The sequence below is a fragment of the Rhodanobacter sp. C03 genome (assembly GCF_002001175.1).
In the GTDB taxonomy this organism is placed as follows: Bacteria; Pseudomonadota; Gammaproteobacteria; order Xanthomonadales; family Rhodanobacteraceae; genus Rhodanobacter.
In genome coordinates, this window is record NZ_MUNT01000005.1 from 85,035 (window position 1) to 107,202 (window position 22,168).

Here is a 22,168-nt window from a genome sequence, read left to right on the forward strand (position 1 = left end):
CAGTCCGCACTGATCACTCTGTCAGCGATTGCTCACCCCATGCGGCACATGCCCGGTCGCCACGTGCTTGCGTGCGGACTCCACGTTCGCCGGCGAGTCGTCAAAGAAAATGTCGGCGCCAAACGCATCGAGGAATGGGCCCTTGTCGCGACCGCCGAGGAACAGGGCCTCGTCGATACGCACGCCCCACTTGCGCAGAGTGAGGATCACCCGCTTGTGCGCGGGCGCGGAACGCGCGGTAACCAGAGCGGTGCGGATCGGCGAGTTCTCGGCCGGGAACGCAGCCTGCAGGCGGTGCAAGGCGGTGAGGAAGCCGCGGAACGGGCCAACTGACAGCGGCTCGGCGGCATGTTCGGTTTCGCTGCGATGGAAGGCTTCCAGACCTTCCTCGCGCGACACGCGCTCACCTTCGTCGCCGAAGATCACCGCATCGCCGTCGAATGCGATGCGCAGCTGTTCGCTGGCGCGTGGTGGCGCGGTGCTGGGCAGGATCGTGGCCGCCGCCACGCCTGCGGCGAGCGCGCGGCCGACATCTTCAGCATTGGCGGAAAGGAACAAATCCGCCTTGAACGGCGCGATGTAGTCGGAGGTCGGCGCGCCGCTGGTGAACGCGGCGCGGCTGATTTCCAGGCCGTAATGCTGGATCGCGTTGAAGATGCGCAGCCCGGTATCGCCGGAATTGCGCGACAGCAGGATCACCTCGACCGGCGGCACATCGCCGGCCAGCTTGTTCAGGCCGAGCAGCTTCTGCACCAGCGGAAACGCCACGCCGGGTTTCAGGATCTCGTTTTCATGATCGATCTGGAACGAGCGATAGGCGTCGAGGCCATCGCGCTCGAACAGCGCATGGCTGTCGCCGAGGTCGAACAGCGCGCGCGAGGAGATCGCCACCACAAGCCGCTGGTCGCCAGCAGCAGCTGGATCGTTGGCGTCGGTAGACGAGGGCAGCTTGTTCACGGGTAACGTCATGCGGATCGATGATGGATCGTTGCCGATCAATCTAGCACGCAGCCAGTTTCATTCCGCCGCGAACTGCTCATCGAGGATACGTTGTTCGAGGTTGTGTTCCGGATCAAACAGCAGCCGCACGCCCTGTCCGCCGGACTGCCGGATCGATACGGTTTGCACGTCACGCACTTCATGGAAATCGGCGGTGGCGCTGACCGGACGCTTGGCTGGATCGAGCACGCGCAGGATGACTTCGGTGCGATGCGGCAGGATCGCACCGCGCCAGCGGCGTGGACGGAACGGGCTGATCGGAGTGAGCGCCAGCACGTTCGCGTCCAGCGGCAGGATCGGCCCATGCGCGGACAGGTTGTAGGCGGTAGAGCCGGCCGGGGTAGATACCAGGATGCCATCGCAGACCAGGGTCGCCAGCTTCACGATGTCGTTGAGCTGCACTTCCAGATGGGCGGCTTGATTGCTCTGACGCAACAACGACACCTCGTTGAACGCCAGCGCCGTGTGTTCATTGCCGGCCGCATCGATGACCTGCATCTGCAGCGGAAACAGCGAAGCGGTGTGCGCGCGTGCGACTCGTTCCGGCAAACCGTCGAGCTTGTGCTTGTTCATCAGGAAGCCGACCCGGCCCAGCTTCATGCCATAGACCGGCACTTCCAGTGCCCGGTACGCATGCAGGGTGCGCAACATGAAACCGTCGCCGCCCAGCGCCACGATCAGCTCGGCCTGCTCGGGCGACACATCGCCGTAACGGTCCACCAGTTTGCGTCGCGCCTGCTGGGCAACGCTGGTATCGCTGGCGACGAAGGCGAAGCGCATACGTGGAAACCCGACGAAAAGGTCAGGTCAGATTACCCGATTTCCGCGGCAGCGCCTTCTGTACGCCGGAGCCTGCAGGAGCGGCTTCAGCCGCGATGCTTTTGATCCAATCCGGGGAAACCAAAAAGCATCGCGGCTGAAGCCGCTCCTACATAGGTTGACTCAGCTCACCGGCACCTGCGCCAGCTGGGCCAGGCGACGGACGGCGACCGAGGCGATCGGATAGTCCGCGTTCTGGGTGAGGATTTCGGCCAGCATGCTGCGGGTGTACTGCAGCGTGGCATCGTCGCGCTGCAGCCATGCCTGCACCGGCGAGATGTCCTTGCGCTCGCCGGTCAGGCTCAGCACCTGCAGGGCCAGCGCGCGATGCTGGTGGTTGAGTTCATCCAGCAGCGAGCCGCGGGCCTGTGCATGCCAGTGACCATCGACCGGTAGCGCCTCGATCTGGCTGCGCAGCCACTCCAGGTCGAGCGCCTCGCCCAGCTCGAAGAACACGGAGGCCACCTTCTCCATTGGCTGGCCGCTTTGCTGCACGACCTCGGCCATGTCCAGCGCAGCGCGCAGCTCTGGCATGCGGGCTAGGCGCAGGGACAGATCGGCGGGCAGGTCCAGGCCCTCCCACTTCTCCTGCGTGCAGGAGAAGTCGCCCTTGCCGGTCGGCGTCAGCACCTCCGGCAGCGCCTTGCGCAAGGCCGACACGCTGGCCTGGTAACGCTCCACGTTGGCAGCGATATCCAGCGTGCCACCCGGGCGGTTGAGCAGCCAGCGGGTCAGATGGCGCAGCAACGACCAGATCTGCTTGATCGCATCGACCTGGGTGTCCTCGGCGACCTTGCTGTCGAGCGCCTCGATCTGCGTCCACAGTTCACGCGCCTCGATGATCTCGCGCGCCGCCGTATATGCCTTGGCGATCGCCGCCGGACCCTGCCCGGTGTCTTCCTGCATGCGCATCATGAAGGTGGCGCCCATGCGGTTGATCGTCGAGTTGGTCACCGCGGTTGCGATGATCTCGCGCTTCAGGCGATGGCGTTGCATGTGCTCGGCGTACTTCACGTGCAGCGGCTCGGGGAAGTAACGCACCAGCTCCTTGGACAGGTACGGGTCTTCCGGCACGTCGGAATCGAGCATCTGCTGATACAGGCGAATCTTGTCGTACGACAGCAGCACCGCCAGCTCCGGCCGGGTCAGACCCAGGCCACGAGTCTTGCGCTCGGTGAGTTCCGCTTCGGACGGCAGGTTCTCGACCTGGCGATCCAGCGTGCCTTCGGCCTCCAGCGTGCGGATGAAGTGCGCCATCGAGCCGAGACGGCTCACCGACTGATGCTCCATCAGGGTGATCGCCTGGTTCTGCCGGTAGTTGTCCCACAACACCAGCTGGCCGACCTCGTCGGTCATCGCGGCCAGCTGGGTGTTGCGTGCCGACTCGGTCAGCTCACCGCGATGCACTGCATCGTTCAGCAGGATCTTGATGTTGACCTCGTGGTCGGAGGTGTCCACGCCGGCGGAGTTGTCGATGAAGTCGGTGTTGAGCAATACACCTTGCTGCGCCGCCTCGATGCGACCCTTCTGGGTCATGCCCAGGTTGCCGCCCTCTCCCACGATCTTGCAGCGCAGCTCGGCGCCGTTGACGCGCAGCGCGTTGTTGGCGCGATCGCCTACATCGGCATGCGTCTCCGCAGCCGACTTCACGTAGGTACCGATACCGCCGTTCCACAGCAGGTCGACCGGCGCCTTGAGGATCGCGCTGAGCAGATCGCTCGGCGCCAGCTGCGTCACGTCAGGCTTGAGGCCCAGCACGGCACGCACTTCCGGCGAGACCGGGATCGACTTGGCGCTGCGCGGGAAGATGCCGCCGCCAGCGGAGATCAGCGACTTGTCGTAATCGTCCCAGCTCGAGCGTGGAACCTTGAACATGCGCTGACGCTCGGCGAACGAGCGCACGGTATCCGGGTTCGGGTCGAGGAACACATGGCGATGGTCGAACGCCGCCAGCAGGCGGGTGTGCTCGGACAGCAGCATGCCGTTGCCGAACACGTCGCCGGACATGTCGCCAATGCCGACGCAGGTGAAGTCCTGCGTCTGGCAATCGCGGTTGAGCGAACGGAAGTGGCGCTTGACCGACTCCCACGCACCCTTGGCGGTGATGCCCATGCCCTTGTGGTCGTAACCGTTGGAACCGCCGGAAGCGAACGCATCGCCCAGCCAGTAGCCGTGCTCGATCGAGATCGCGTTGGCGATGTCGGAGAACGTGGCGGTACCCTTGTCGGCAGCAACGACCAGATACGGATCATCCGCGTCGTGGCGCACCACGTCGTGCGGGTTCACCACCTTGCCTTCGACCAGATTATCGGTGATGTCGAGCAGGCCGCTGATGAACAAGCGATAGCAGGCGATGCCTTCGGCCAGCTGCGCGTCACGGTCGCCGCCAACCGGCGCCTTCTTGACGAAGAAGCCGCCCTTGGAACCGACCGGCACGATCACCGTGTTCTTGACCATCTGTGCCTTGACCAGGCCCAGCACCTCGGTACGGAAATCCTCGCGACGATCCGACCAGCGCAGGCCGCCACGCGCCACCGCACCGAAGCGCAGGTGGATGCCCTCGACGCGCGGCGCGCATACCCAGATCTCTCGGTACGGCACCGGCTTGGGCAGCTCGGGCACCAAGTGCGAGTCGAGCTTGTAGCTGATGTAGTCGCGATAGGCGCCCTCCCACTTCTGGAAGAAGCTGGTGCGCAAGGTGCCGCGGATCAGTCCCACGAAGCTGCGCAGGATGCGGTCCTCGTCGAGGCTGGCGACGTTCTCCAGCAACACGCCGATCGCGCTCTCGACGATCTGGATCTGCTCGTCGCGCGGCTTGGACAACGCGGCACTCAGGCCGTCGATCAGCGCCGGCTGCGCGCTCTGCACATTCGCCGGAATCAGCGCATGCATCTCGGTGGCCAGGGTCGCGCCGGCGGCCTTCAGCTCGTCGGCAGAAAGCGCCTCGCGGCGCGGGTCGAATTTGGCCAGGAACAGTTCCACCAGCAGGCCGGCGACCGCCGGATAGCGGTTGAGAGTCTCTTCCATGTAGGTCTGCGAGAACGTGGCACCGGTCTGCAACAGGTACTTGCAGTAGCCGCGCAGCATCGCCACCTGGCGCCAGTTGAGCTTGGCGCCGAGGATCAGCCGGTTGAAACCGTCGTTCTCGGCGTTGCCGCGCCAGATCTGCTCGAACGCATCCTCGAACAATGCACCAACCTGCTCGACGCTGAAGGTCAGCTTGCCCACCGGCTGCACTTCGAAATCCTGGATCGAACGCGGCGCATCGCCGGGAATCTCGTAGACATGCTCGGTAAGCACGCGCAGGCCGAGGTTCTCCAGCTGCGGCAGCACTTCGGACAAGGCGATGTCGCCACCTGAACGGTAGACCTTGAAGCGCAGTGTCTCGGGCGCCTTTGGCGGATGGTAGAACGACATGCGCAGCGCGTTGTCGCCGTTCAACAGCGACAGCTGATGCACGTCCTCGGCCGCCACCGCCGGGCTCACGTCCTCGACGTAACCCGCCGGCAGCGACTTCGCAAAACGGTTGGCCAGCACCACGCCTTCGTGATCGCCACGCTGCTGCACCAGTGCATCGCGCACGTCGTCGTGCCAGTTGCGCACGATGGCGGCGACACCCTGCTCCAGCGCAGCCAGGTCATACGCAGGCTGGTCGCCGATCTTCGGACGCACCACGACGGTCAGCCGCGCCAACGCGGCCTCACCCATCTGCACCGACGAATCGCTCTGCTCGGCATGCAGGGCCGTGCCCAGCAGGCTCTCGATGCGTTCGCGCACCGAAGTGTTGAAGCGGTCGCGCGGCACGAACACCATGCAGCTGAAGAATCGGCCGTAGCGATCGCGCCGCATGAACAGCCGCGTGCGTGCACGCTGACGCAATTCGAGGATGCCCATCGAGGTGGCGAACAGTTCGTCCTCGCTGCTCTGCTGCAACTCCTCGCGCGGCAGCGTTTCCAGGATGTGGCGCAGCGACTTGCCGGAATACGAATCGCGCTTGAGGCCCGAACGTGCCAGCACCGCTTCGACCTTGTGGCGCACCAGCGGCACGTCCTGCGGACGCGCCATGTAGGCATTGGAAGAGAACAGCCCGAGGAAGCGCTGCTCGGACACCGCACGGCCATTCGCGCCGAACTGCAGCACCCCGATGTAATCCATGTAACCGGCGCGGTGGACGTGCGAGCGCGCATTGGTCTTGGTCAGGATGATCGCGTCGGTCGCGCCGGACTGCGGCAGCTCGCTGGCGGCCAGCGTGCGCAACGAACGTGGCGCCATCGAGCGCTCGGTGTTGCGCAGGATGCCCAGACCGGAAGACTCGACCGCACGCAGCACGCGGTCACCGTCAGCGTCGGTGACCTCATACTCGCGATAACCGAGGAAGGTGAAGTTGTCGTCGGCGAGCCAGTGCATGAACTCGCTGGCCTCCTGCACCGATGCGGCATCCAGCGGCAGCTTGCGCTGCGGCAGATCGGCAGCGATCGCCAGCGCCTTGTCGCGCATCGTGGCCCAGTCGTTCACGGCCGCGCGCACGTCGTCCAGCGCGGCCTCGATCTGCGCCTTCAGCTGCACCTGCTCGGCGTCATCGGCGACCCGGTCGATCTCGAAATGCATGACCGACTCGGGCACACCAGCCTCGTCACCGAGGCTCTGCAGCTGGCCGGATGCATCGCGCACCACCTTCAGCACCGGATGGATCACGGCGTGGATCTGCAGCTTCGCCGACACGATCATGCTCACCGTGTCGATCAGGAACGGCATGTCGTCAGTGACGATCTGCAGCAGGCTGCGACCGGCATGGGCGCCCACCGGATTGAGCACGCGCACCGAGGCGCGACCCGCCGGACGCTGCCGCATGAATTCCAGCAGGCCGCCGACCAGGGCCGCCCATTGCGTGGGTGTGTGCATGTCCCGGTCAGTCCCGGCGATGCGTGCGAAGAACGCCTGGCAAAAGACCTGCGCCTCGTTCAATCGCTGCGGCGACATGCCGCCTTTCTTCAGCTCATCAAGCACAACAGACGGGAGGGAAAGATCGTTCGCCGCAAGGGTCGCATTCATGGCATCTACTGGTCAGTGGAGACGAGGATTGAGAACGTGGGTAACAAAGCCTTGAAAGGATACGCCGCGCGTCAGGGCGAATCCACCCGCGGCAGCCCGAATCACACCATGCCCGCGCGCATGGGATCAGCAGAGCGGCACCACGCGTGGTCGTGTTCGATGAACGTTGCGGAGCCACACAATCACGGCATGACATGCAAACCGAGCGCCGAATCACGCGGTTGTCGTCAGCAGCATGCCGATCGAGTCACGACCGCCATATGACAGGCGAGCTGCCGCGTGACGGAATTGCCCAGATCGCAAGCGCCATGTCAATGACTGGATTCGCACCGCAAATAAAATGTAAACTGACCGGTATAGTCTGAGCTTGGCAACGCGTGGCAGCACCGTTCGCGGCGTGATCACACGCATGAATGACCATCGTCAGCCCTGCGCGGACCAACCAATGACACAAGACAGGCGTGTCGCGATGCAGTATCTGGTCCCTGGACTTGCTGCGCGCGCCCCGGCGACACCCCACATTCCCGACCAAGCAAGTCCTGGAGCTCTCATGAAGTCCTCATCACTGCGCACACCCCTGCTGTGCCTGAGTCTGCTGACGCTGGCCGCTTGCGGTCAAGGCAAGACCCAGGGACCGCCGCAGATGCCACCGCCCGCAGTAGGCGTGATCACGGTGCAACCGCAGAGCTCGCCATTGACACAGAATCTGGTCGGGCGACTGTCGCCTTATCGCAGCGCCGATGTGCGTGCGCGAGTGCCCGGCGTGCTGTTCAAGCGCAACTATGACGAAGGCACCGACGTCAAAAAAGGCCAGTTGCTGTTCCAGATCGACCCGGCGCCGCTGAAGGCCGTACTCGACTCCAGCGTGGCTGCCCAGGCCCAGGCCCAGGCCACCTACACCAACAACAAGGTCACCGCGCAGCGCCTGCAGGACCTGGCGCCGAAAGGCTATGTCTCCAAGTCGGATCTGGACAACGCGCTGGCCGCCGAACGCACGGCCGCCGCGGCCGTGCAGGCTGCCCAGGCCAACGTGCAGGCAGCCCGCATCAATCTTGGTTATGCCAGCGTGACTGCGCCGATCGACGGCCGCGCCGGCCAGCAGCAGGTCACCGAGGGCGCCCTCGTCGGCAGCGGCGAAGCCACCCTGCTCACCACGGTCGACCAGATCGATCCGCTGTACGTGAACTTCACCATGAGCGTGGCCGCGATGCAGCAGATGCGTCGCGCCCAGAGCAGCGGCAATGTCACCCTCGCCGATCCTGACAAGGCCAACGTCCAGGTCACCCTGCCCGACGGCAGCGTGTACGGCGAACAGGGCGTGCTGGATTTCTCCGACACCACGGTCAATCCAGCCACCGGCGCGGTCAACCTGCGCGCGATCATTCCGAACCCGAAACACAGCCTGCTGCCCGGCATGTATGTGACGCTGCAGGCTACCCTCGGCCAGCAGCACAAGGTGTTCCTGGTACCGCAGCAGGCAGTGCAGCGCGATACCGTCGGCGCCTATGTGATGGTTGTCGGCAACGACGGCAAGGTGCTGCGCAAGGACATCACCACTACCGACATGTCAGGCGGCAACTGGGTGGTCAGCGATGGCCTCGACGCCGGCGACCAGATCGTGATGTCCGGCCTGCAGAACGTGAAGGCCGGTGCGCCAGCCAAGGCCAGCCCATGGCAGGCACCTGCCAGTGGCGCATCCGCCGCCAACGCTCCGGGCTCCGCCCCGAGCGGCAAGTAACGGAGCGCCGATCATGCCGAGTTTCTTCATCGACCGCCCGATCTTCGCCTGGGTGGTAGCGATCCTGATTTCGCTGGGCGGTGTCCTGGCGATCCTCAACATGGGCGTGGAATCGTACCCATCGATTGCGCCGCCGCAGGTGGTGGTCAATGCCACCTATCCGGGCGCGAGCGCCGACACCACCGAGAAAACCGTCACCCAGGTGATCGAACAGCAGCTCACCGGCATCGACCACCTGCTGTACTTCAATTCGTCGTCCAGCGCCAGCGGCAGCTCCAGCATCACGCTGACCTTCGAGACCGGTACCAACCCGGACATCGCCCAGGTGCAGGTGCAGAACAAGGTGGCGCTGGCCACGCCGCGCCTGCCCAGCCAGGTGACCCAGCAGGGCGTGGTGGTGGCCAAGGCCAACGCCGGCTTCCTGATGGTGCTGGCGCTGAAATCGGACAACCCGGGCATCGACCGCGACCGCCTCAACGACATCGTCGGCTCGCAGGTGCTGGATCAGATCTCGCGCATACCCGGCGTGGGCAGCACCCAGCAGTTCGGTGCCGAATACGCGATGCGGATCTGGCTGAACCCGGACAAGCTGCAGGGCTACAACCTGTCGGCCAGCCAGGTGCTCGCCGCGATCCAGGCGCAAAACGTGCAGTTTGCCGCCGGCTCGCTCGGTGCCGACCCGGCCATTCCCAGCCAGGGTTTCACCGCCACGGTCTCGACCGAGGGCCGCTTCACCACGCCCGAGGAGTTCGCCAAGATCATCCTGCGCGCGAATCCTGATGGCACCACGGTCACCCTGGGTGACGTGGCACGGATCAGTTTCGGTCCGAACGGCTATGGCTTCGACACTACCTGGGACGGCAAGCCGATCGGCGCGTTCGCGATCCAGTTGCTGCCCGGCGCCAATGCGCTGGACGTGGCCACCGCCGCCCGCGCCAAGATGGACGAACTGGCACCCAGCTTTCCGCAGGGTGTGAGCTGGTTCAGTCCCTACGACAGCACCAGTTTCGTCAAGATCTCGATCAGCGAGGTGGTGCACACGCTGATCGAGGCGATCATCCTGGTGTTCCTGGTGATGCTGCTGTTCCTGCAGAACATCCGCGCCACGATCATCCCGACCCTGGTGATTCCAGTCGCCCTGCTAGGCACCTTCCTCGGCATGCTGGTACTCGGCTTCACCATCAACCAGCTGACCCTGTTCGGCATGGTGCTGGCCATCGGCATCGTGGTGGACGACGCGATCGTGGTGATCGAGAACGTCGAACGCATCATGACCGAAGAGCACCTGTCGCCCAAGGACGCCACCCGCAAGGCGATGGGCCAGATCACCGGCGCCATCGTGGCGATCACCGTGGTGCTTGCGGCGGTGTTCGTGCCTTCGGCGCTGCAACCGGGTGCTTCCGGCGTGATCTACAAGCAGTTCGCGCTGACCATCGCCCTCTCGATGGGCTTCTCCGCGTTCCTCGCGTTGTCGTTCACGCCGGCGCTGTGCGCCAGCTTCCTGCAGCCGGAGCACGACAAGAAAAAGAACATCGTGTTCCGCAAGTTCAACGACGCGTTCACCTGGACCACGAAAACCTACACCGGTCATATCGGTGGCGCGGTGCGTCATGCACCGCGCTGGATGCTGGTGTTCGTACTGATTGCGATACTCGGCGTTTTCCTGTTCACGCGCCTGCCCGGCAGCTTCCTGCCGGAAGAGGATCAGGGCTATGCGTTGTCGGTGATCCAGTTGCCGCCGGGTGCCACCAAGCAGCGCACCAATGAGGTGATGGCCCAGATGCGCGCCATCCTCGACAAGGACGACGCGGTGGAAGGCGTGCTGCAGGTCACCGGCTTCAGCTTCATCGGCTCCGGCGAGAATGCCGGCCTGGCCTTCATCAAGCTCAAGGACTGGGCGAAGCGTGACGTGACGGCGGCGCAGTTCATCCAGCGCACGAACGGCGCGATGCAGCAGGTGCATGACGCACGCATCTTCGTGGTCAATATCCCCACCGTGCAGGGCCTGGGCCAGTTCGGCGGCTTCGACATGTACCTGCAGGATCGTGGCGGTAACGGTCGCGATGCGCTCACCCAGGCGCGCAATACCCTGCTGGGCAAGGCCGCCCAGTCAGCACTGCTGACCGGCGTACGCCCGAACTCGCTGGAAGACGCGCCACAGTTGAACCTGAGCGTAGACCGTGTACAGGCACAGTCGATGGGCTTGCAGGTAGGGGATGTCTACAACGCGATCGCCCTGATGCTGGCACCGGTCTACGTCAACGACTTCACCTACGGCGGCCGCGTCAAGCGCGTGATCATGCAGGCCGATGCGCCGTACCGCATGGGTCCGGAAGCGTTGCAGCACATCTTCACGCCCAGCGGCTCACAGACGAACAGCGACGGCACGCCGGCGATGATTCCGCTGTCCAACGTGGTGCACCCGACCTGGCAGGTCGGCTCGCCGTCGCTGACCCGCTACAACGGCTATTCGGCGGTGGAAATCGTCGGCTCACCGGCACCGGGCCATGCCTCGGGCGAGGCGATGAACGAGATGCAGAAGATCGTCACCGATGACCTGCCCAAGGGCTATGGCTACGACTGGACCGGCCAGTCCTACCAGGAAATCCTCTCCGGCAATGCGGCCACGCTGCTGATGGTGCTGTCGCTCGTGATCGTATTCCTGGCCCTGGCTGCGCTGTATGAAAGCTGGTCGATCCCGGTGTCGGTACTGCTGGTGGTGCCACTGGGTCTGCTCGGCGTGGCGGTGTTCACCCTGCTGCGCGGATTGCCCGACGACATCTACTTCAAGATCGGCCTGATCACGGTGATCGGCCTGGCCGCGAAGAACGCGATCCTGATCGTGGAATTTGCGGTGGCCGAACAGAAAGCCGGACGGACCCTGCGCGAGGCGACCATCGATGCGGCCCGTCTGCGTCTTCGCCCGATCCTGATGACCTCACTGGCCTTCATCCTCGGCGTGTTCCCGCTGTTCATTTCCAGCGGCGCCGGCGCCAACGCGCGTCATGCGATCGGTACCGGCGTGATTGGCGGCATGCTGTTCGCCACCTTCCTCGGCGTGCTGCTGATCCCGGTGTTCTACGTGGTGGTACGCCGCCTGCTCGGCGACAAGCTGGACGGCGATACGCCGCCGCCCGGCACGTCATCCCACAACGGCATGCAGTCGTTTGATTCGGATCCGCGCCGCGGGAATTGAGTCATGGCTCCTCTCCCTGTCTGGGAGAGGGTTGAGAGCAGAAACCGAACGCGACAAACAAAAAGCCCGGACAGGTTTCCCGTCCGGGCTTTTTGTTTGAACCTATGCCAGCTTAACGCAGACCAGTTTCCGCGCGCGCAATCACCATGCGCTGGATCTCGCTGGTTCCTTCGTAGATCTCGGTGATCTTGGCGTCGCGGAAGTAGCGCTCCAGCGGCATCTCCTTCGAGTAGCCCATGCCACCGTGGATCTGCACGGCCTGATGGCTGATCCACATCGCCGCTTCCGACGCGGTGAGCTTGGCCACGGCCGCCTCGGTGCCGAAGCGACCACCGTTCTTTTCGGTCTCGCCTTTGGTCCATGCTGCACGCAGGGTCAGCAGAGTTGCTGCATCCAGCTTGCACTTCATGTCGGCGATCTTCGACTGGGTCATCTGGAACGTGCCGATCGGCACGCCGAATGCCTTGCGATCACGCGACCACTGCAACGTCGCCTCGTACGCGGCGCGGGCGATGCCGACCGCCTGCGAGGCGATGCCGATGCGGCCGGCATCGAGCACGCCCATCGCGATCGAGAAGCCCTTGCCTTCGTCGCCCAGCAGGTTTTCCTTCGGGCAGACGTAATCGGTGAACTCGATCTCGCAGGTGGCCGAGGCGCGGATACCGAGCTTCGGCTCGCTCTTGCCCGCATGGAAACCCGGCAGCTGGGTATCGATGATGAAAGCCGAGACGCCCTTGGCGCCGATACCCGGCGTGGAGATCGCGAACAGCACGATGTAGCGCGCCACCGGACCGGAGGTGATCCAGCTCTTCTTGCCGTTGATCACCCAGTCGCCGTTCGCATTCTTGCTGGCGCGAGTATGCATCGCCGAGGCATCGGAGCCGGACTGCGGCTCGGTCAGCGCGTAGGCACCGATCGCCTCGCCCTGGGCGATCGCGCGCACGTACTTTTGCTTCTGCTCTTCGTTGCCATGCTTGAGGATGCCGTTGCAGAACAGCGAATTGTTCACCGACATGATGGTTGCGGTGGCCGCATCGGCGGCAGCGATCTCGATCATCGCCAGCACATAGGCGATCGGATCCATGCCGGCACCGCCGTACTCATGCGGCACTTCGATGCCCATCAGGCCGAGCTGACCCATCTCGCGGATGTTCTCCAGCGGAAATTCACCCTTGGCATCCAGCTCCGCCGCCACCGGCACGATGCGCTTCTGCGCGAAATCGCGCGCGATCGACTGGATCGACAACTGGTCTTCGGTAAATCGGAAATCCATGAACTACTCCCAGACGCCGCATGCGGCGGCTGATCAAGACAAAACAAGCCGCGCATTGTAGTCCGGTCGCTCCCACGGATTCGCCGCGTGGTGCTTGACGGCTTCGCATGCGGGGCCTAGCCTTGCCATCTCTTTATCGCGATACAAGGATGCCCGATGGATCTGGCGACCGCCTCCAGCGTGCTCCGGCTGCTGGCCGACCCCACCCGCGTGCGCCTGCTGGCGCTGCTCGAACACGAGGAACTCACCGTGGCCGAACTGGCTGCGGTGCTGCATCTGGCGCAGCCGCGGGTGTCCACTCATCTGGCCAAGCTGAAGGAAGCCGGGCTGGTGCGCGACCGCCGCGCCGGCGTGTCCGCTTATTACCGCGCCAACAACGAGGGCGACGAGGCCCAACACAGTCTGCTCGCCTCGCTGCGCGAAAGTATCGACGACGCCTTGCTGCGCGAAGACAGCGCACGCCTGCCCGGTGTGCTGGCCAATCGTGCGCGCGAGGAAGGCTGGGCCGATACCGTGGCCGGCGACATGGAGCGCCACTACTCGCCCGGCCGCACCTGGGAAACGCTGGCGCGCTCGCTGCTGCAATTGCTGGGCACCGGCGATGTGCTCGACATTGCCTCCGGTGATGGCATCACCGCCGAGCTGCTGGCGCCACACGCCCACTCCATCGTCTGCATCGACAGCAGCGAACGGGTGGTCGAGGCCGCGGCAAAGCGCCTGCAATCATTTACCAATGTGAGGGTACGTCAAGGCGATATGCATGCGCTTGAACTGGGCGAGCAACGCTTCGATCTGGTGCTGATGCTGCATGCGCTGACCTATGCCCAGCATCCGGCCCAGGCCGTGGCCGAAGCTGCGCGACTGCTGCGTCCCGGCGGCCGCCTGCTCGCCGTGACGCTGGGCCAGCACGATCATCGCGCCGCGGTCGAGCCGTTCGATCATCGCAACCTCGGCTTCAGCGGCGAACAGCTCGATGGCTACGCGCGCGCCGCCGGCCTCGACGTCATCAGCTGCAACCGGCTCAGCCGCGAGCGCAAGGCGCCGCATTTCGAAGTAATCAGCCTGCTCGCGCGCAAGCCGGCCTGAACACCGCTCTCCCCACGGAGCGATGCATAACCAAAGGAAGTTTGATGAGTACGTTGCCCTGGCTTCACCCCGAACGCGTCGCCCTGCTGGAACAGGCGCTGCGCCGACGCATCCTGATCCTGGACGGCGGCATGGGCACCATGCTGCAGGCACACGAACTGGATGAACACGGCTTCCGAGGCGAGCGTTTCGAGCATGGCCACGACGGCCACGCGCAGATCCACGACAACCATGCCCATCCGGGTGGTTGCGACCTGAAGGGCAACAACGACCTGCTCACCCTGACCAAGCCGGAGATCATCCGCGGTGTGCACGAGGCCTATCTGGAGGCTGGCGCCGATCTGGTCGAGACCAACACCTTCAACTCGACCCGGATCAGCCAGGCCGACTACAAGCTGCAGCACCTGGCGCACGAGTTGAACCTCGAAGGCGCCCGCCTGGCCCGTGCCGCCTGCGATGCTATGACCGCAAAAACCCCGCATCAACCGCGCTTCGTGATCGGCGTGCTCGGCCCGACCAGCCGCACCGCCTCACTGTCGCCGGATGTCAACGATCCGGGCTTCCGCAACGTCACGTTCGAGGAACTGGCGGAGAACTACACCGAATCCGCCAACGGCCTGATCGACGGCGGCGCCGATGTGATCATGGTCGAGACGATCTTCGATACCTTGAATGCGAAGGCCGCGCTGTTCGCGCTGAGCGAACTGTTCCACCAACGTGGTACACGGATGCCGGTGATGATTTCCGGCACCATCACCGACCGCTCCGGCCGTACCCTGTCGGGACAAACTGCCGAGGCGTTCTACTACTCGGTGCGTCACGCGCGGCCACTCTCGGTAGGCTTCAACTGCGCGCTCGGTGCGGACGACCTGCGTCCGCATATCCAGACCCTGGCGAACCTCGCCGAGAGTTATGTCAGCACGCATCCGAACGCCGGCCTGCCGAATGCATTCGGCGAGTACGACGAGACGCCCGAACACATGGCCGACGTGATCAGCGGCTTCGCCCGCGACGGCCTGCTGAACCTGGTCGGCGGCTGTTGCGGCACCACCCCGGCGCATATCAAGGCAATTGCCGAGGCGGTACGCAACCACCCACCGCGCGCCTTGCCATCCGCTACCCAAGTGGAGGCCGCATAAATGGCGCGTCATACCCGCCTGTCCGGTCTCGAACCGCTGGTCATCACGCCTGATCTGCTGTTCATCAACGTCGGTGAGCGCACCAACGTCACCGGCTCGGCACAGTTCAAGAAGCTTATCAAGGAAGACCGCTACGACGAAGCCGTCGAAGTCGCCCGCCAGCAGGTCGAAAACGGTGCGCAGATCATCGACATCAACATGGACGAGGGCCTGATCGACTCCGAGGCGGCGATGACGCGCTTTGTGAACCTGATCTCCTCCGAGCCGGACATCGCCCGCGTGCCGTTCATGATCGACTCGTCCAAATGGACGGTGATCGAGGCCGGCCTGCGCTGCCTGCAGGGCAAGGGCATCGTCAACTCGATTTCGATGAAGGAAGGCGAAGCGGCGTTCCTCGAACACGCGCGCAAGGTGCAGCAGTACGGCGCCGCCGCGGTAGTGATGGCGTTCGACGAACAAGGCCAGGCCGACACCTGCGCGCGCAAGGTGGAAATCTGCTCGCGCGCCTACGAATTGCTGACTACCCAACTCGACTTCCTGCCCGAAGACATTATCTTCGACCCGAACATCTTCGCGATCGCCACCGGCATCGAGGAACACAACAACTACGCGGTGGACTTCATCGAAGCCACCCGCGAGCTGAAGAAACGCTTTCCCGACTGCCATATCTCCGGCGGCGTCTCCAACGTGTCGTTCTCGTTCCGCGGCAACAACATCGTGCGCGAGGCGATCCATTCGGTATTCCTGTTCCACGCGATCCGCGCCGGCATGGACATGGGCATCGTCAACGCCGGTGCGCTGACGATCATGGACGACATCGATCCGCCACTGCGCGAGCGCGTCGAAGACGTGGTGCTGAATCGCCGCGACGACGCCACCGAACGCCTGCTGGAGATCGCCGACAACTACAAGGGCAAGCGTGGCGAAGCCGTGGTCGAAACCCTTGCCTGGCGCGAGAAGCACGTGCGCGAGCGGCTCAGCCACGCGCTGGTGCACGGCATCGACCTGTATGTGGTCGAGGACACCGAGGAAGCCCGCCAGCTGTCGACGCGCCCGCTCGACGTGATCGAGGGACCGTTGATGGACGGCATGAACGTGGTCGGCGACCTGTTCGGCGCCGGCAAGATGTTCCTGCCGCAGGTGGTGAAGTCCGCCCGCGTGATGAAGAAGGCGGTGGCCTATCTGCTGCCATACATCGAGGCGGAAAAGCTGCGCACCGGCGACATGGGCAAGAACAACGGCAAGATCATCATGGCCACGGTCAAGGGCGACGTGCACGACATCGGCAAGAACATCGTCGGCGTGGTGCTCCGCTGCAACAACTTCGAGGTGATCGACCTCGGCGTGATGGTGCCGGCACAGAAAATCCTGGAGGCCGCGATCGCCGAGAAGGCCGACATGATCGGTCTATCCGGCCTGATCACGCCGTCGCTGGAGGAGATGAGCCAGGTCGCGCGCGAAATGCAGCGGCAGAATTTCCACATCCCGCTGCTGATCGGCGGCGCCACCACCTCGCGCGCGCATACCGCGTTGAAGATCGAGCCGCATTACAAGGCCGGCACTGTGTGGGTGAAGGATGCCTCGCGCGCGGTCGGCGTAGCGCAGTCGCTGGTCAGCAAGGACCTGGTGGAAGATTTTCTCGCCAAGGTGCGCGCCGACTACGTCGACGTACGCGAACGCCACCGCAATCGCGGGCCGGGCAAGCAGCTGGTGCCGCTGGAGAAAGCTCGCGCACACCGCTTCCGTTGCGACTGGGCTGCGTACGAACCGCCGCAACCCAGCAAACCGGGCGTCACCATCTTCGAAGACTACGATCTGGCGCAGCTTCGCCCGTACATCGACTGGACGCCATTCTTTCAGGCGTGGGAACTGGCCGGTCATTACCCGGCGATTCTCACCGACGATGTGGTCGGCCCCCAGGCCAGCGAACTGTTCCGTGATGCGCAGGCGATGCTGGGCAAGATCATCGCCGAGAAGTGGTTGACTGCCCGCGCGGTGATCGGCCTGTGGCCGGCGGCAAATGTCGGTGACGACGTGGAGGTCTACACCGATACTACCCGCACGAAGCGGCTCACCACCTTGCTCAGCCTGCGCCAGCAGGCGGACAAACCGATCGAACGCCCCAACCTCTGTCTCGCCGATTTCATCACGCCGAAGGAGTTCGACAAACCCGACTGGATCGGTGGCTTCGCGGTCACCGCCGGCCTCGGTATCGAGGAACATCTGGCCCGCTTCCAGGCTGACTACGACGATTATTCCTCGATCATTCTCAAGGCCTTGGCCGATCGTCTCGCCGAGGCGTTTGCCGAACACATGCACGAACGCGTGCGCCGCGAGTTCTGGGGTTTCGTACCGGACGAGGTGCTCGACAACGACGCCCTGATCGCCGAAAAATATCGCGGCATCCGTCCCGCGCCCGGCTATCCCGCCTGCCCCGACCACACCGAAAAAACCGCCCTGTTTGCCCTGCTCGACGTCACCCGCAACACCGGCATCGAACTGACCGAAGGCTTCTCGATGTATCCCGCCGCCGCCGTCTCCGGCTGGTACTACTCGCATCCGGACAGCCAGTACTTCGTGGTTGGCCGACTCGGCAAGGAACAGGTCGAGGACTACGCCAAACGCAAGGGCTGGACCTTGACCGAAGCCGAGCGCTGGCTCGCCTCCAATCTCGACTACGAACCCGAATAAACCGTAGGAGCGCACCCGGTGCGCGATGGCTTGTGGGAGCGACTTCAGTCGCGATGCTCTTGCTGATCTTCAAAGAGTATCGCGACTGAAGTCGCTCCTACCACTCTCGAATCACGCAATCGTGTCGCCGGTAATGCTGTTCTTGTGATGGCGCAGGTGCACGATCAGGTTGTAGACCGAGACGAAGGCCGGGAAGAAATTCGAGATGATGCCCACCGAATCGTTCTTGCCGACCGTGAAATAAGCCAGCAGCAATGCGCTGCCCACCACCGACAACCACCAGAACGACAGCGGCATCACCACCCGCTTGTGCTTGCGCGTGTAGTACAGCTGCACGAACCAGCGGCTGGTGAACATCACCGAGCCGAGCAGGCCGACGACCTTCCACGGCGTCAGCTGGAAATTCTGCAGCGCGTGCAGGATGTGGGCAAGTTGAGTGCTGAGAAAATCCATGGTCAGGTGCTTCGGCGTTGTGAAGAGTGGCGAGTTTACAACCCTCCACACGCACCACCGTCAGTCAGCTTGCAGCCTGTCGGGGTGCCTTGCCCGGAGAGGCGAGCCACACCAACCATTGACCCGCCCCGCGACTCCCCCTAAAATGCCGCGTTCTCGGCGGGCGATTAGCTCAGCGGTAGAGCACTGCCTTCACACGGCAGGTGTCGCAAGTTCGATCCTTGCATCGCCCACCATCAGATTCAACGTCTTAGGCCACCTTCGCGGGTGGCCTTTTTCGTTGTACGGACGCTGGTACGGAAAGTCTCTTCGAAATCGCAATAGCGAAACGCGAGGATTGAAAATATCGGCGTTGGCCGTTCAATGCTGTCATCAGCACTCAGCTTTCTTACGGCCATGACATGCGTGATGCTATTCGATTGAGATTCTCGATGAAGAGCTCAAGCAACCGCGGGCTTCCCATTGCAAACCCATTTCTCGACGTCGGCCCTGGCTTGCCAGGCTCCACTTGCCCGGATCGGGTAACCAGAAGGCGAATCGTGACAAACTGGATGCTGACTTGCAGCTTGTATGCACCTCTCTAAAACCAACTGCCTACAACAGGAAAACGCGGTGGACGGGAATACTCCATGATCAAAACCCCTTCAGCATCGGTCGCCACACTCGGGAACACTCAGGTCCGGTGGGTATTCGGCAAGGCCCCGGACATGCTGCGGCAGCAAATCGTGGCATTCTGGTTACACGAAGGAGCATTGACGAGTCCAGACGAGGCTTGGCGCCGCTCATGGGAGGTGGCATCTGTTCTCCAGGAGATGGAAAGTGGCCATATCCTGGGCGCTTGCACGGTGGCGATTCTTCTGGATGACCACGGCGCATCTTATGGATTCGTTCGTTTATACATTCGACCGGCCAGTCGACTGGCAGGTTTCAATGTTCGTCTGATGGAGACGATGATCGAAGGTTTCAAAGCCATGATGCACGAACCTGGCGCACCTCGCCGTCTGATTGTCATCCTCGAGAATCGCAAGATAGAACGTCGGGCTGCCCAGAGAATCATGGGAAGACTGGGTTTCGTCCATGCCGGCACAGCGCCCGGTGGCAAAGTCGTCATGCAATGCAGTCTGACGGCGTAACGCAATCCGTCAGAAGAATAACGCGCCACGAATGCCATGATCGGGGCATGCACCGGTGCACTTTCGACACGTCTGCCTGGAACAGGTTCGGTTGCACCTGCCGGCTTCCGTGCGACAACCCGCTCGTGCTGAGTCATGCCGAGCGCGCGGTCGGCACATGCAACCGGCAGCTCGCACAGCATTCGGAATCGATACACCACTTTCCTAGGGCAGCGATGGTGATCCGGGCAGAATGACGGGTATCGCCTGCGCCATACACGACTGTGCACGACCAAGCAGCAGCTCGCGCTCACGTGTGTTTTGCGTGAGCGCGGCGGCACGTTCGAATTCCACGCGAGCTTCATCTGGACGGCCGAGCCTGGCCAACAGATCACCACGCACTGCGGGCAGCAGATGATAGTGCTGCAGCGCGGGCTCGTCGGCCAGCGCATCGACAAGTTCGAGGCCGGCAAGCGGTCCGGATGCCATGGTCACGGCGACCGCGCGGTTCAATTCGACGACCGGTGACGGCATCGCCTGCGCAAGCTCAGCGTACAGTGCCGCGATCCGCGGCCAGTCAGTCTGCTCCGCAGTCAGTGCACGTGCATGGCAGGCGGCGATGGCTGCCTGCAGCGCATACGGGCCACCGGCGCCGCCCAGCTTTTCCGCGTGATCGAGCGCGGCCACGCCACGACGGATCAGCAACTGGTCCCAGCGTGCGCGATTTTGCTCGAGCAGCAGGATCGGCTCGCCGGCCGTACCGACGCGCGCCCTCGCACGCGACGCCTGGATTTCCATCAGGGCGAGCAGACCATGCACTTCGGACTCGCGCGGCGCCAACCCTGCCAGCACCCGGCCAAGACGCAATGCCTCCTCACACAGCGCCGGCCGCATCCAGTCATCGCCGGCCGTCGCGGAATAGCCTTCGTTGAAGACGAGATAGATGACCCCAAGCACCGAGGACAGGCGCGCAGCCAGCTCCTCGGCACGTGGCACCTCGAACGGCACCTGCGCCTTGGCGAGACTGCGCTTGGCGCGAACGATGCGCTGCGCGATCGTCGGCTCCGGCACCAGGAACGCGCGGGCGATTTCCTCGGTGGTCAGGCCGCCGAGCAGACGCAGGGTCAGCGCAACGCGTGCCTCGACGGACAACACCGGATGACAGGTGATGAACATCAGGCGCAGCAGGTCGTCGCCGATCGGATCGTCCAGAGCTGCCTCCACTTCGGACACGGCCTGTTCCTGCTGGCTCTCGAGTTCGTGCATCAATTCGACGTGCTTGCGTTCGAGCAGCTTGTGACGGCGCAGCCGGTCGATCGCACGACGCTTGGCGGTGGTCATCAGCCACGCGCCGGGGTTGTCCGGCACGCCCGACGTCGGCCACTGTTCCAGCGCGACGACCAGCGCATCCTGTGCCAGCTCCTCGGCCAAGCCGACATCCCGCAGCATGCGGGTCAGGCCGGCAATGAGTCGGGCCGATTCGATTCGCCAGACGGCGTCGATGGCACGGTGGGTGTCGGTCGCGGTCATGGCGACCGATCACACCATCTGCTTTCCGCCGACGCAAGGGGCGGATCAGTTTTCCTCGGCCGCCGCCTTCAGGTTGGCAAGCCCGCGTTCGAAGTCGCCACCGACCAGCTTGTCCATGTTGAAGAACAGATGCATGAGCTTCGCCAGGTAAGCATTCGGACCATGCATCGCCCAGGTGACCACGGTCGAACCATCCTGCGGCAGCAGTGTGAAATCGGCGATGTTGTGGGCCTCGAACGGCTTGATGAAATCCAGTTTGATCGATGTGGTGGATGATGACGACGCCATGATCTCCATGCGACCCTGGCCGACCTTGCTGTTGCCCTGCCACTCGTAGACAGCACCCGGACCGCTCGCCGGGCCGCTGTAGCTGCGCTTGAGCGCCGGATCGAGCTCCTCCCACGGCGACCACACGATCCATCTCCTGAAATCGTTGATGAGCGCAAGGATTTTTTCGGGCGGTGCCTTGATCGTCGCCGCGCGCTCCAGCTTGAACGTGCCGGGTCGGGTCGCTGCGAAGGCAAGCACCGCGACGATCAGGACGACGACGATGATGAGGACGATCTTGAACATGGCTCGCTCCGGTCAGTTCGTTGGAATGCGGCAACACTGGCTGCAAGGAATCGAAAACCTGGGACGCATGGCTACTGATCCTTCTCGCAATTGATCATCCACGGCACGCCGAACCGGTCGACCAGCATGCCGAAGCGCTCGGCCCAGAAGGTCTTTTCGTACGACATCTGTACCGTGCCGCCCTCCTTCAGCGCGTTGAAGATGCGCTCCCCTTCCGTCTGGTCGTGAATCTGGATTGATACCGAGCAGCCATTGATGCCGTCGTAGGGACGATCGGGCGGACAGTCGGAAGCCAGCAGCACCTGGTCACCGATTTCCAGCCGCACGTGAATAAGCCAGTCACGGGTTTCCGCCGGCATGTTCTCGCAGCCGGGCGCTTCACCGAAACGCATCATCCGGGTGATCTTGCCGCGCAGGCATTGCTCGTAGAACTTGAATGCCGCTTCGGCGTTGCCATTGAAGATGAGGTAGTTGGTCAGTTGCATGGGAATGCTCCGTCGGTTTTCC

The 22,168-nt window shown here is 63.6% G+C and carries 14 protein-coding genes and 1 tRNA gene; 7 read left to right on the top strand and 8 right to left on the bottom strand.

Going from position 1 to position 22,168, the window contains the following annotated elements; genetic code table 11:
* Positions 1–21: 21 nt before the first annotated feature.
* The 3 genes from B0E48_RS07215 to B0E48_RS07225 form a co-directional block, all read right to left on the bottom strand.
* A complete protein-coding gene (locus B0E48_RS07215; protein WP_077517662.1) occupies positions 22–969 on the bottom strand; it encodes a 5'-nucleotidase in 948 nt (315 codons plus the stop codon).
* Between the two features lie 48 nt (positions 970–1,017).
* A complete protein-coding gene (locus B0E48_RS07220; RefSeq protein ID WP_077517373.1) occupies positions 1,018–1,779 on the bottom strand; it encodes an NAD kinase in 762 nt (253 codons plus the stop codon).
* A gap of 162 nt (positions 1,780–1,941) precedes the next feature.
* Positions 1,942–6,870, bottom strand: a complete 4,929-nt coding sequence (locus tag B0E48_RS07225) for an NAD-glutamate dehydrogenase domain-containing protein (RefSeq protein WP_077517375.1) — start codon at positions 6,868–6,870, stop codon at positions 1,942–1,944.
* 550 nt (positions 6,871–7,420) lie between these two features.
* On the opposite strand from B0E48_RS07225, the gene B0E48_RS07230 reads away from it, so the two are divergent.
* Positions 7,421–8,608 carry an efflux RND transporter periplasmic adaptor subunit gene (locus tag B0E48_RS07230; protein ID WP_077517377.1) on the top strand — a complete coding sequence of 396 codons (1,188 nt, stop codon included), beginning with the start codon at positions 7,421–7,423 and terminating at the stop codon, positions 8,606–8,608.
* 13 nt (positions 8,609–8,621) lie between these two features.
* Positions 8,622–11,804: a multidrug efflux RND transporter permease subunit gene (locus B0E48_RS07235; protein WP_077517379.1), complete on the top strand. Its 3,183-nt coding sequence runs from the start codon at positions 8,622–8,624 to the stop codon at positions 11,802–11,804.
* A 112-nt stretch (positions 11,805–11,916) separates the two neighbouring features.
* On the opposite strand, the gene B0E48_RS07240 is transcribed toward B0E48_RS07235, so the two are convergent.
* Positions 11,917–13,077, bottom strand: coding sequence for an acyl-CoA dehydrogenase family protein (locus B0E48_RS07240; RefSeq protein ID WP_077517381.1), 1,161 nt, complete (start codon positions 13,075–13,077; stop codon positions 11,917–11,919).
* A 156-nt stretch (positions 13,078–13,233) separates the two neighbouring features.
* On the opposite strand from B0E48_RS07240, the gene B0E48_RS07245 reads away from it, so the two are divergent.
* Genes B0E48_RS07245 through metH form a run of 3 tightly spaced genes read left to right on the top strand, consistent with a single transcriptional unit; the run spans position 13,234 to position 17,993 of the window.
* Positions 13,234–14,163: a metalloregulator ArsR/SmtB family transcription factor gene (locus tag B0E48_RS07245; protein ID WP_077517383.1), complete on the top strand. Its 930-nt coding sequence runs from the start codon at positions 13,234–13,236 to the stop codon at positions 14,161–14,163.
* A gap of 44 nt (positions 14,164–14,207) precedes the next feature.
* The gene (locus B0E48_RS07250; protein WP_077517385.1) at positions 14,208–15,302 is read left to right on the top strand and encodes a homocysteine S-methyltransferase family protein; all 1,095 of its coding nucleotides are present in this window, start codon (positions 14,208–14,210) and stop codon (positions 15,300–15,302) included.
* On the top strand, positions 15,303–17,993 hold the full coding sequence (metH, locus tag B0E48_RS07255; protein WP_077517387.1) for a methionine synthase: 2,691 nt from the start codon (positions 15,303–15,305) through the stop codon (positions 17,991–17,993).
* Positions 17,994–18,104: 111 nt separating this feature from the next.
* Here the strand turns inward: metH and B0E48_RS07260 are convergent, their stop codons facing one another.
* On the bottom strand, positions 18,105–18,446 hold the full coding sequence (locus B0E48_RS07260; RefSeq protein ID WP_077517389.1) for a lipid-A-disaccharide synthase N-terminal domain-containing protein: 342 nt from the start codon (positions 18,444–18,446) through the stop codon (positions 18,105–18,107).
* A gap of 161 nt (positions 18,447–18,607) precedes the next feature.
* On the opposite strand from B0E48_RS07260, the gene B0E48_RS07265 reads away from it, so the two are divergent.
* Both B0E48_RS07265 and B0E48_RS07270 read left to right on the top strand, forming a co-directional pair.
* Positions 18,608–18,682, top strand: a tRNA-Val gene (locus tag B0E48_RS07265).
* A gap of 393 nt (positions 18,683–19,075) precedes the next feature.
* On the top strand, positions 19,076–19,579 hold the full coding sequence (locus tag B0E48_RS07270; RefSeq protein WP_077517391.1) for a hypothetical protein: 504 nt from the start codon (positions 19,076–19,078) through the stop codon (positions 19,577–19,579).
* A gap of 204 nt (positions 19,580–19,783) precedes the next feature.
* On the opposite strand, the gene B0E48_RS07275 is transcribed toward B0E48_RS07270, so the two are convergent.
* The 3 genes from B0E48_RS07275 to B0E48_RS07285 form a co-directional block, all read right to left on the bottom strand.
* Positions 19,784–21,088, bottom strand: coding sequence for an RNA polymerase sigma factor (locus B0E48_RS07275; protein ID WP_077517393.1), 1,305 nt, complete (start codon positions 21,086–21,088; stop codon positions 19,784–19,786).
* Positions 21,089–21,133: 45 nt separating this feature from the next.
* The gene (locus B0E48_RS07280) at positions 21,134–21,661 is read right to left on the bottom strand and encodes an SRPBCC family protein (RefSeq protein ID WP_077517395.1); all 528 of its coding nucleotides are present in this window, start codon (positions 21,659–21,661) and stop codon (positions 21,134–21,136) included.
* A gap of 71 nt (positions 21,662–21,732) precedes the next feature.
* A complete protein-coding gene (locus tag B0E48_RS07285; RefSeq protein ID WP_077517397.1) occupies positions 21,733–22,146 on the bottom strand; it encodes a VOC family protein in 414 nt (137 codons plus the stop codon).
* Positions 22,147–22,168: the final 22 nt, after the last annotated feature.

Bases quoted from the DNA above. Each gene is read 5' to 3' on its own strand.
- B0E48_RS07215 (WP_077517662.1), bottom strand. From the start codon at position 969: ATGACGTTACCCGTGAACAAGCTGCCCTCGTCTACCGACGCCAACGAT.
- B0E48_RS07220 (WP_077517373.1), bottom strand. From the start codon at position 1,779: ATGCGCTTCGCCTTCGTCGCCAGCGATACCAGCGTTGCCCAGCAGGCG.
- B0E48_RS07225 (WP_077517375.1), bottom strand. From the start codon at position 6,870: ATGAATGCGACCCTTGCGGCGAACGATCTTTCCCTCCCGTCTGTTGTG.
- B0E48_RS07230 (WP_077517377.1), top strand. From the start codon at position 7,421: ATGAAGTCCTCATCACTGCGCACACCCCTGCTGTGCCTGAGTCTGCTG.
- B0E48_RS07235 (WP_077517379.1), top strand. From the start codon at position 8,622: ATGCCGAGTTTCTTCATCGACCGCCCGATCTTCGCCTGGGTGGTAGCG.
- B0E48_RS07240 (WP_077517381.1), bottom strand. From the start codon at position 13,077: ATGGATTTCCGATTTACCGAAGACCAGTTGTCGATCCAGTCGATCGCG.
- B0E48_RS07245 (WP_077517383.1), top strand. From the start codon at position 13,234: ATGGATCTGGCGACCGCCTCCAGCGTGCTCCGGCTGCTGGCCGACCCC.
- B0E48_RS07250 (WP_077517385.1), top strand. From the start codon at position 14,208: ATGAGTACGTTGCCCTGGCTTCACCCCGAACGCGTCGCCCTGCTGGAA.
- metH (WP_077517387.1), top strand. From the start codon at position 15,303: ATGGCGCGTCATACCCGCCTGTCCGGTCTCGAACCGCTGGTCATCACG.
- B0E48_RS07260 (WP_077517389.1), bottom strand. From the start codon at position 18,446: ATGGATTTTCTCAGCACTCAACTTGCCCACATCCTGCACGCGCTGCAG.
- B0E48_RS07270 (WP_077517391.1), top strand. From the start codon at position 19,076: ATGATCAAAACCCCTTCAGCATCGGTCGCCACACTCGGGAACACTCAG.
- B0E48_RS07275 (WP_077517393.1), bottom strand. From the start codon at position 21,088: ATGACCGCGACCGACACCCACCGTGCCATCGACGCCGTCTGGCGAATC.
- B0E48_RS07280 (WP_077517395.1), bottom strand. From the start codon at position 21,661: ATGTTCAAGATCGTCCTCATCATCGTCGTCGTCCTGATCGTCGCGGTG.
- B0E48_RS07285 (WP_077517397.1), bottom strand. From the start codon at position 22,146: ATGCAACTGACCAACTACCTCATCTTCAATGGCAACGCCGAAGCGGCA.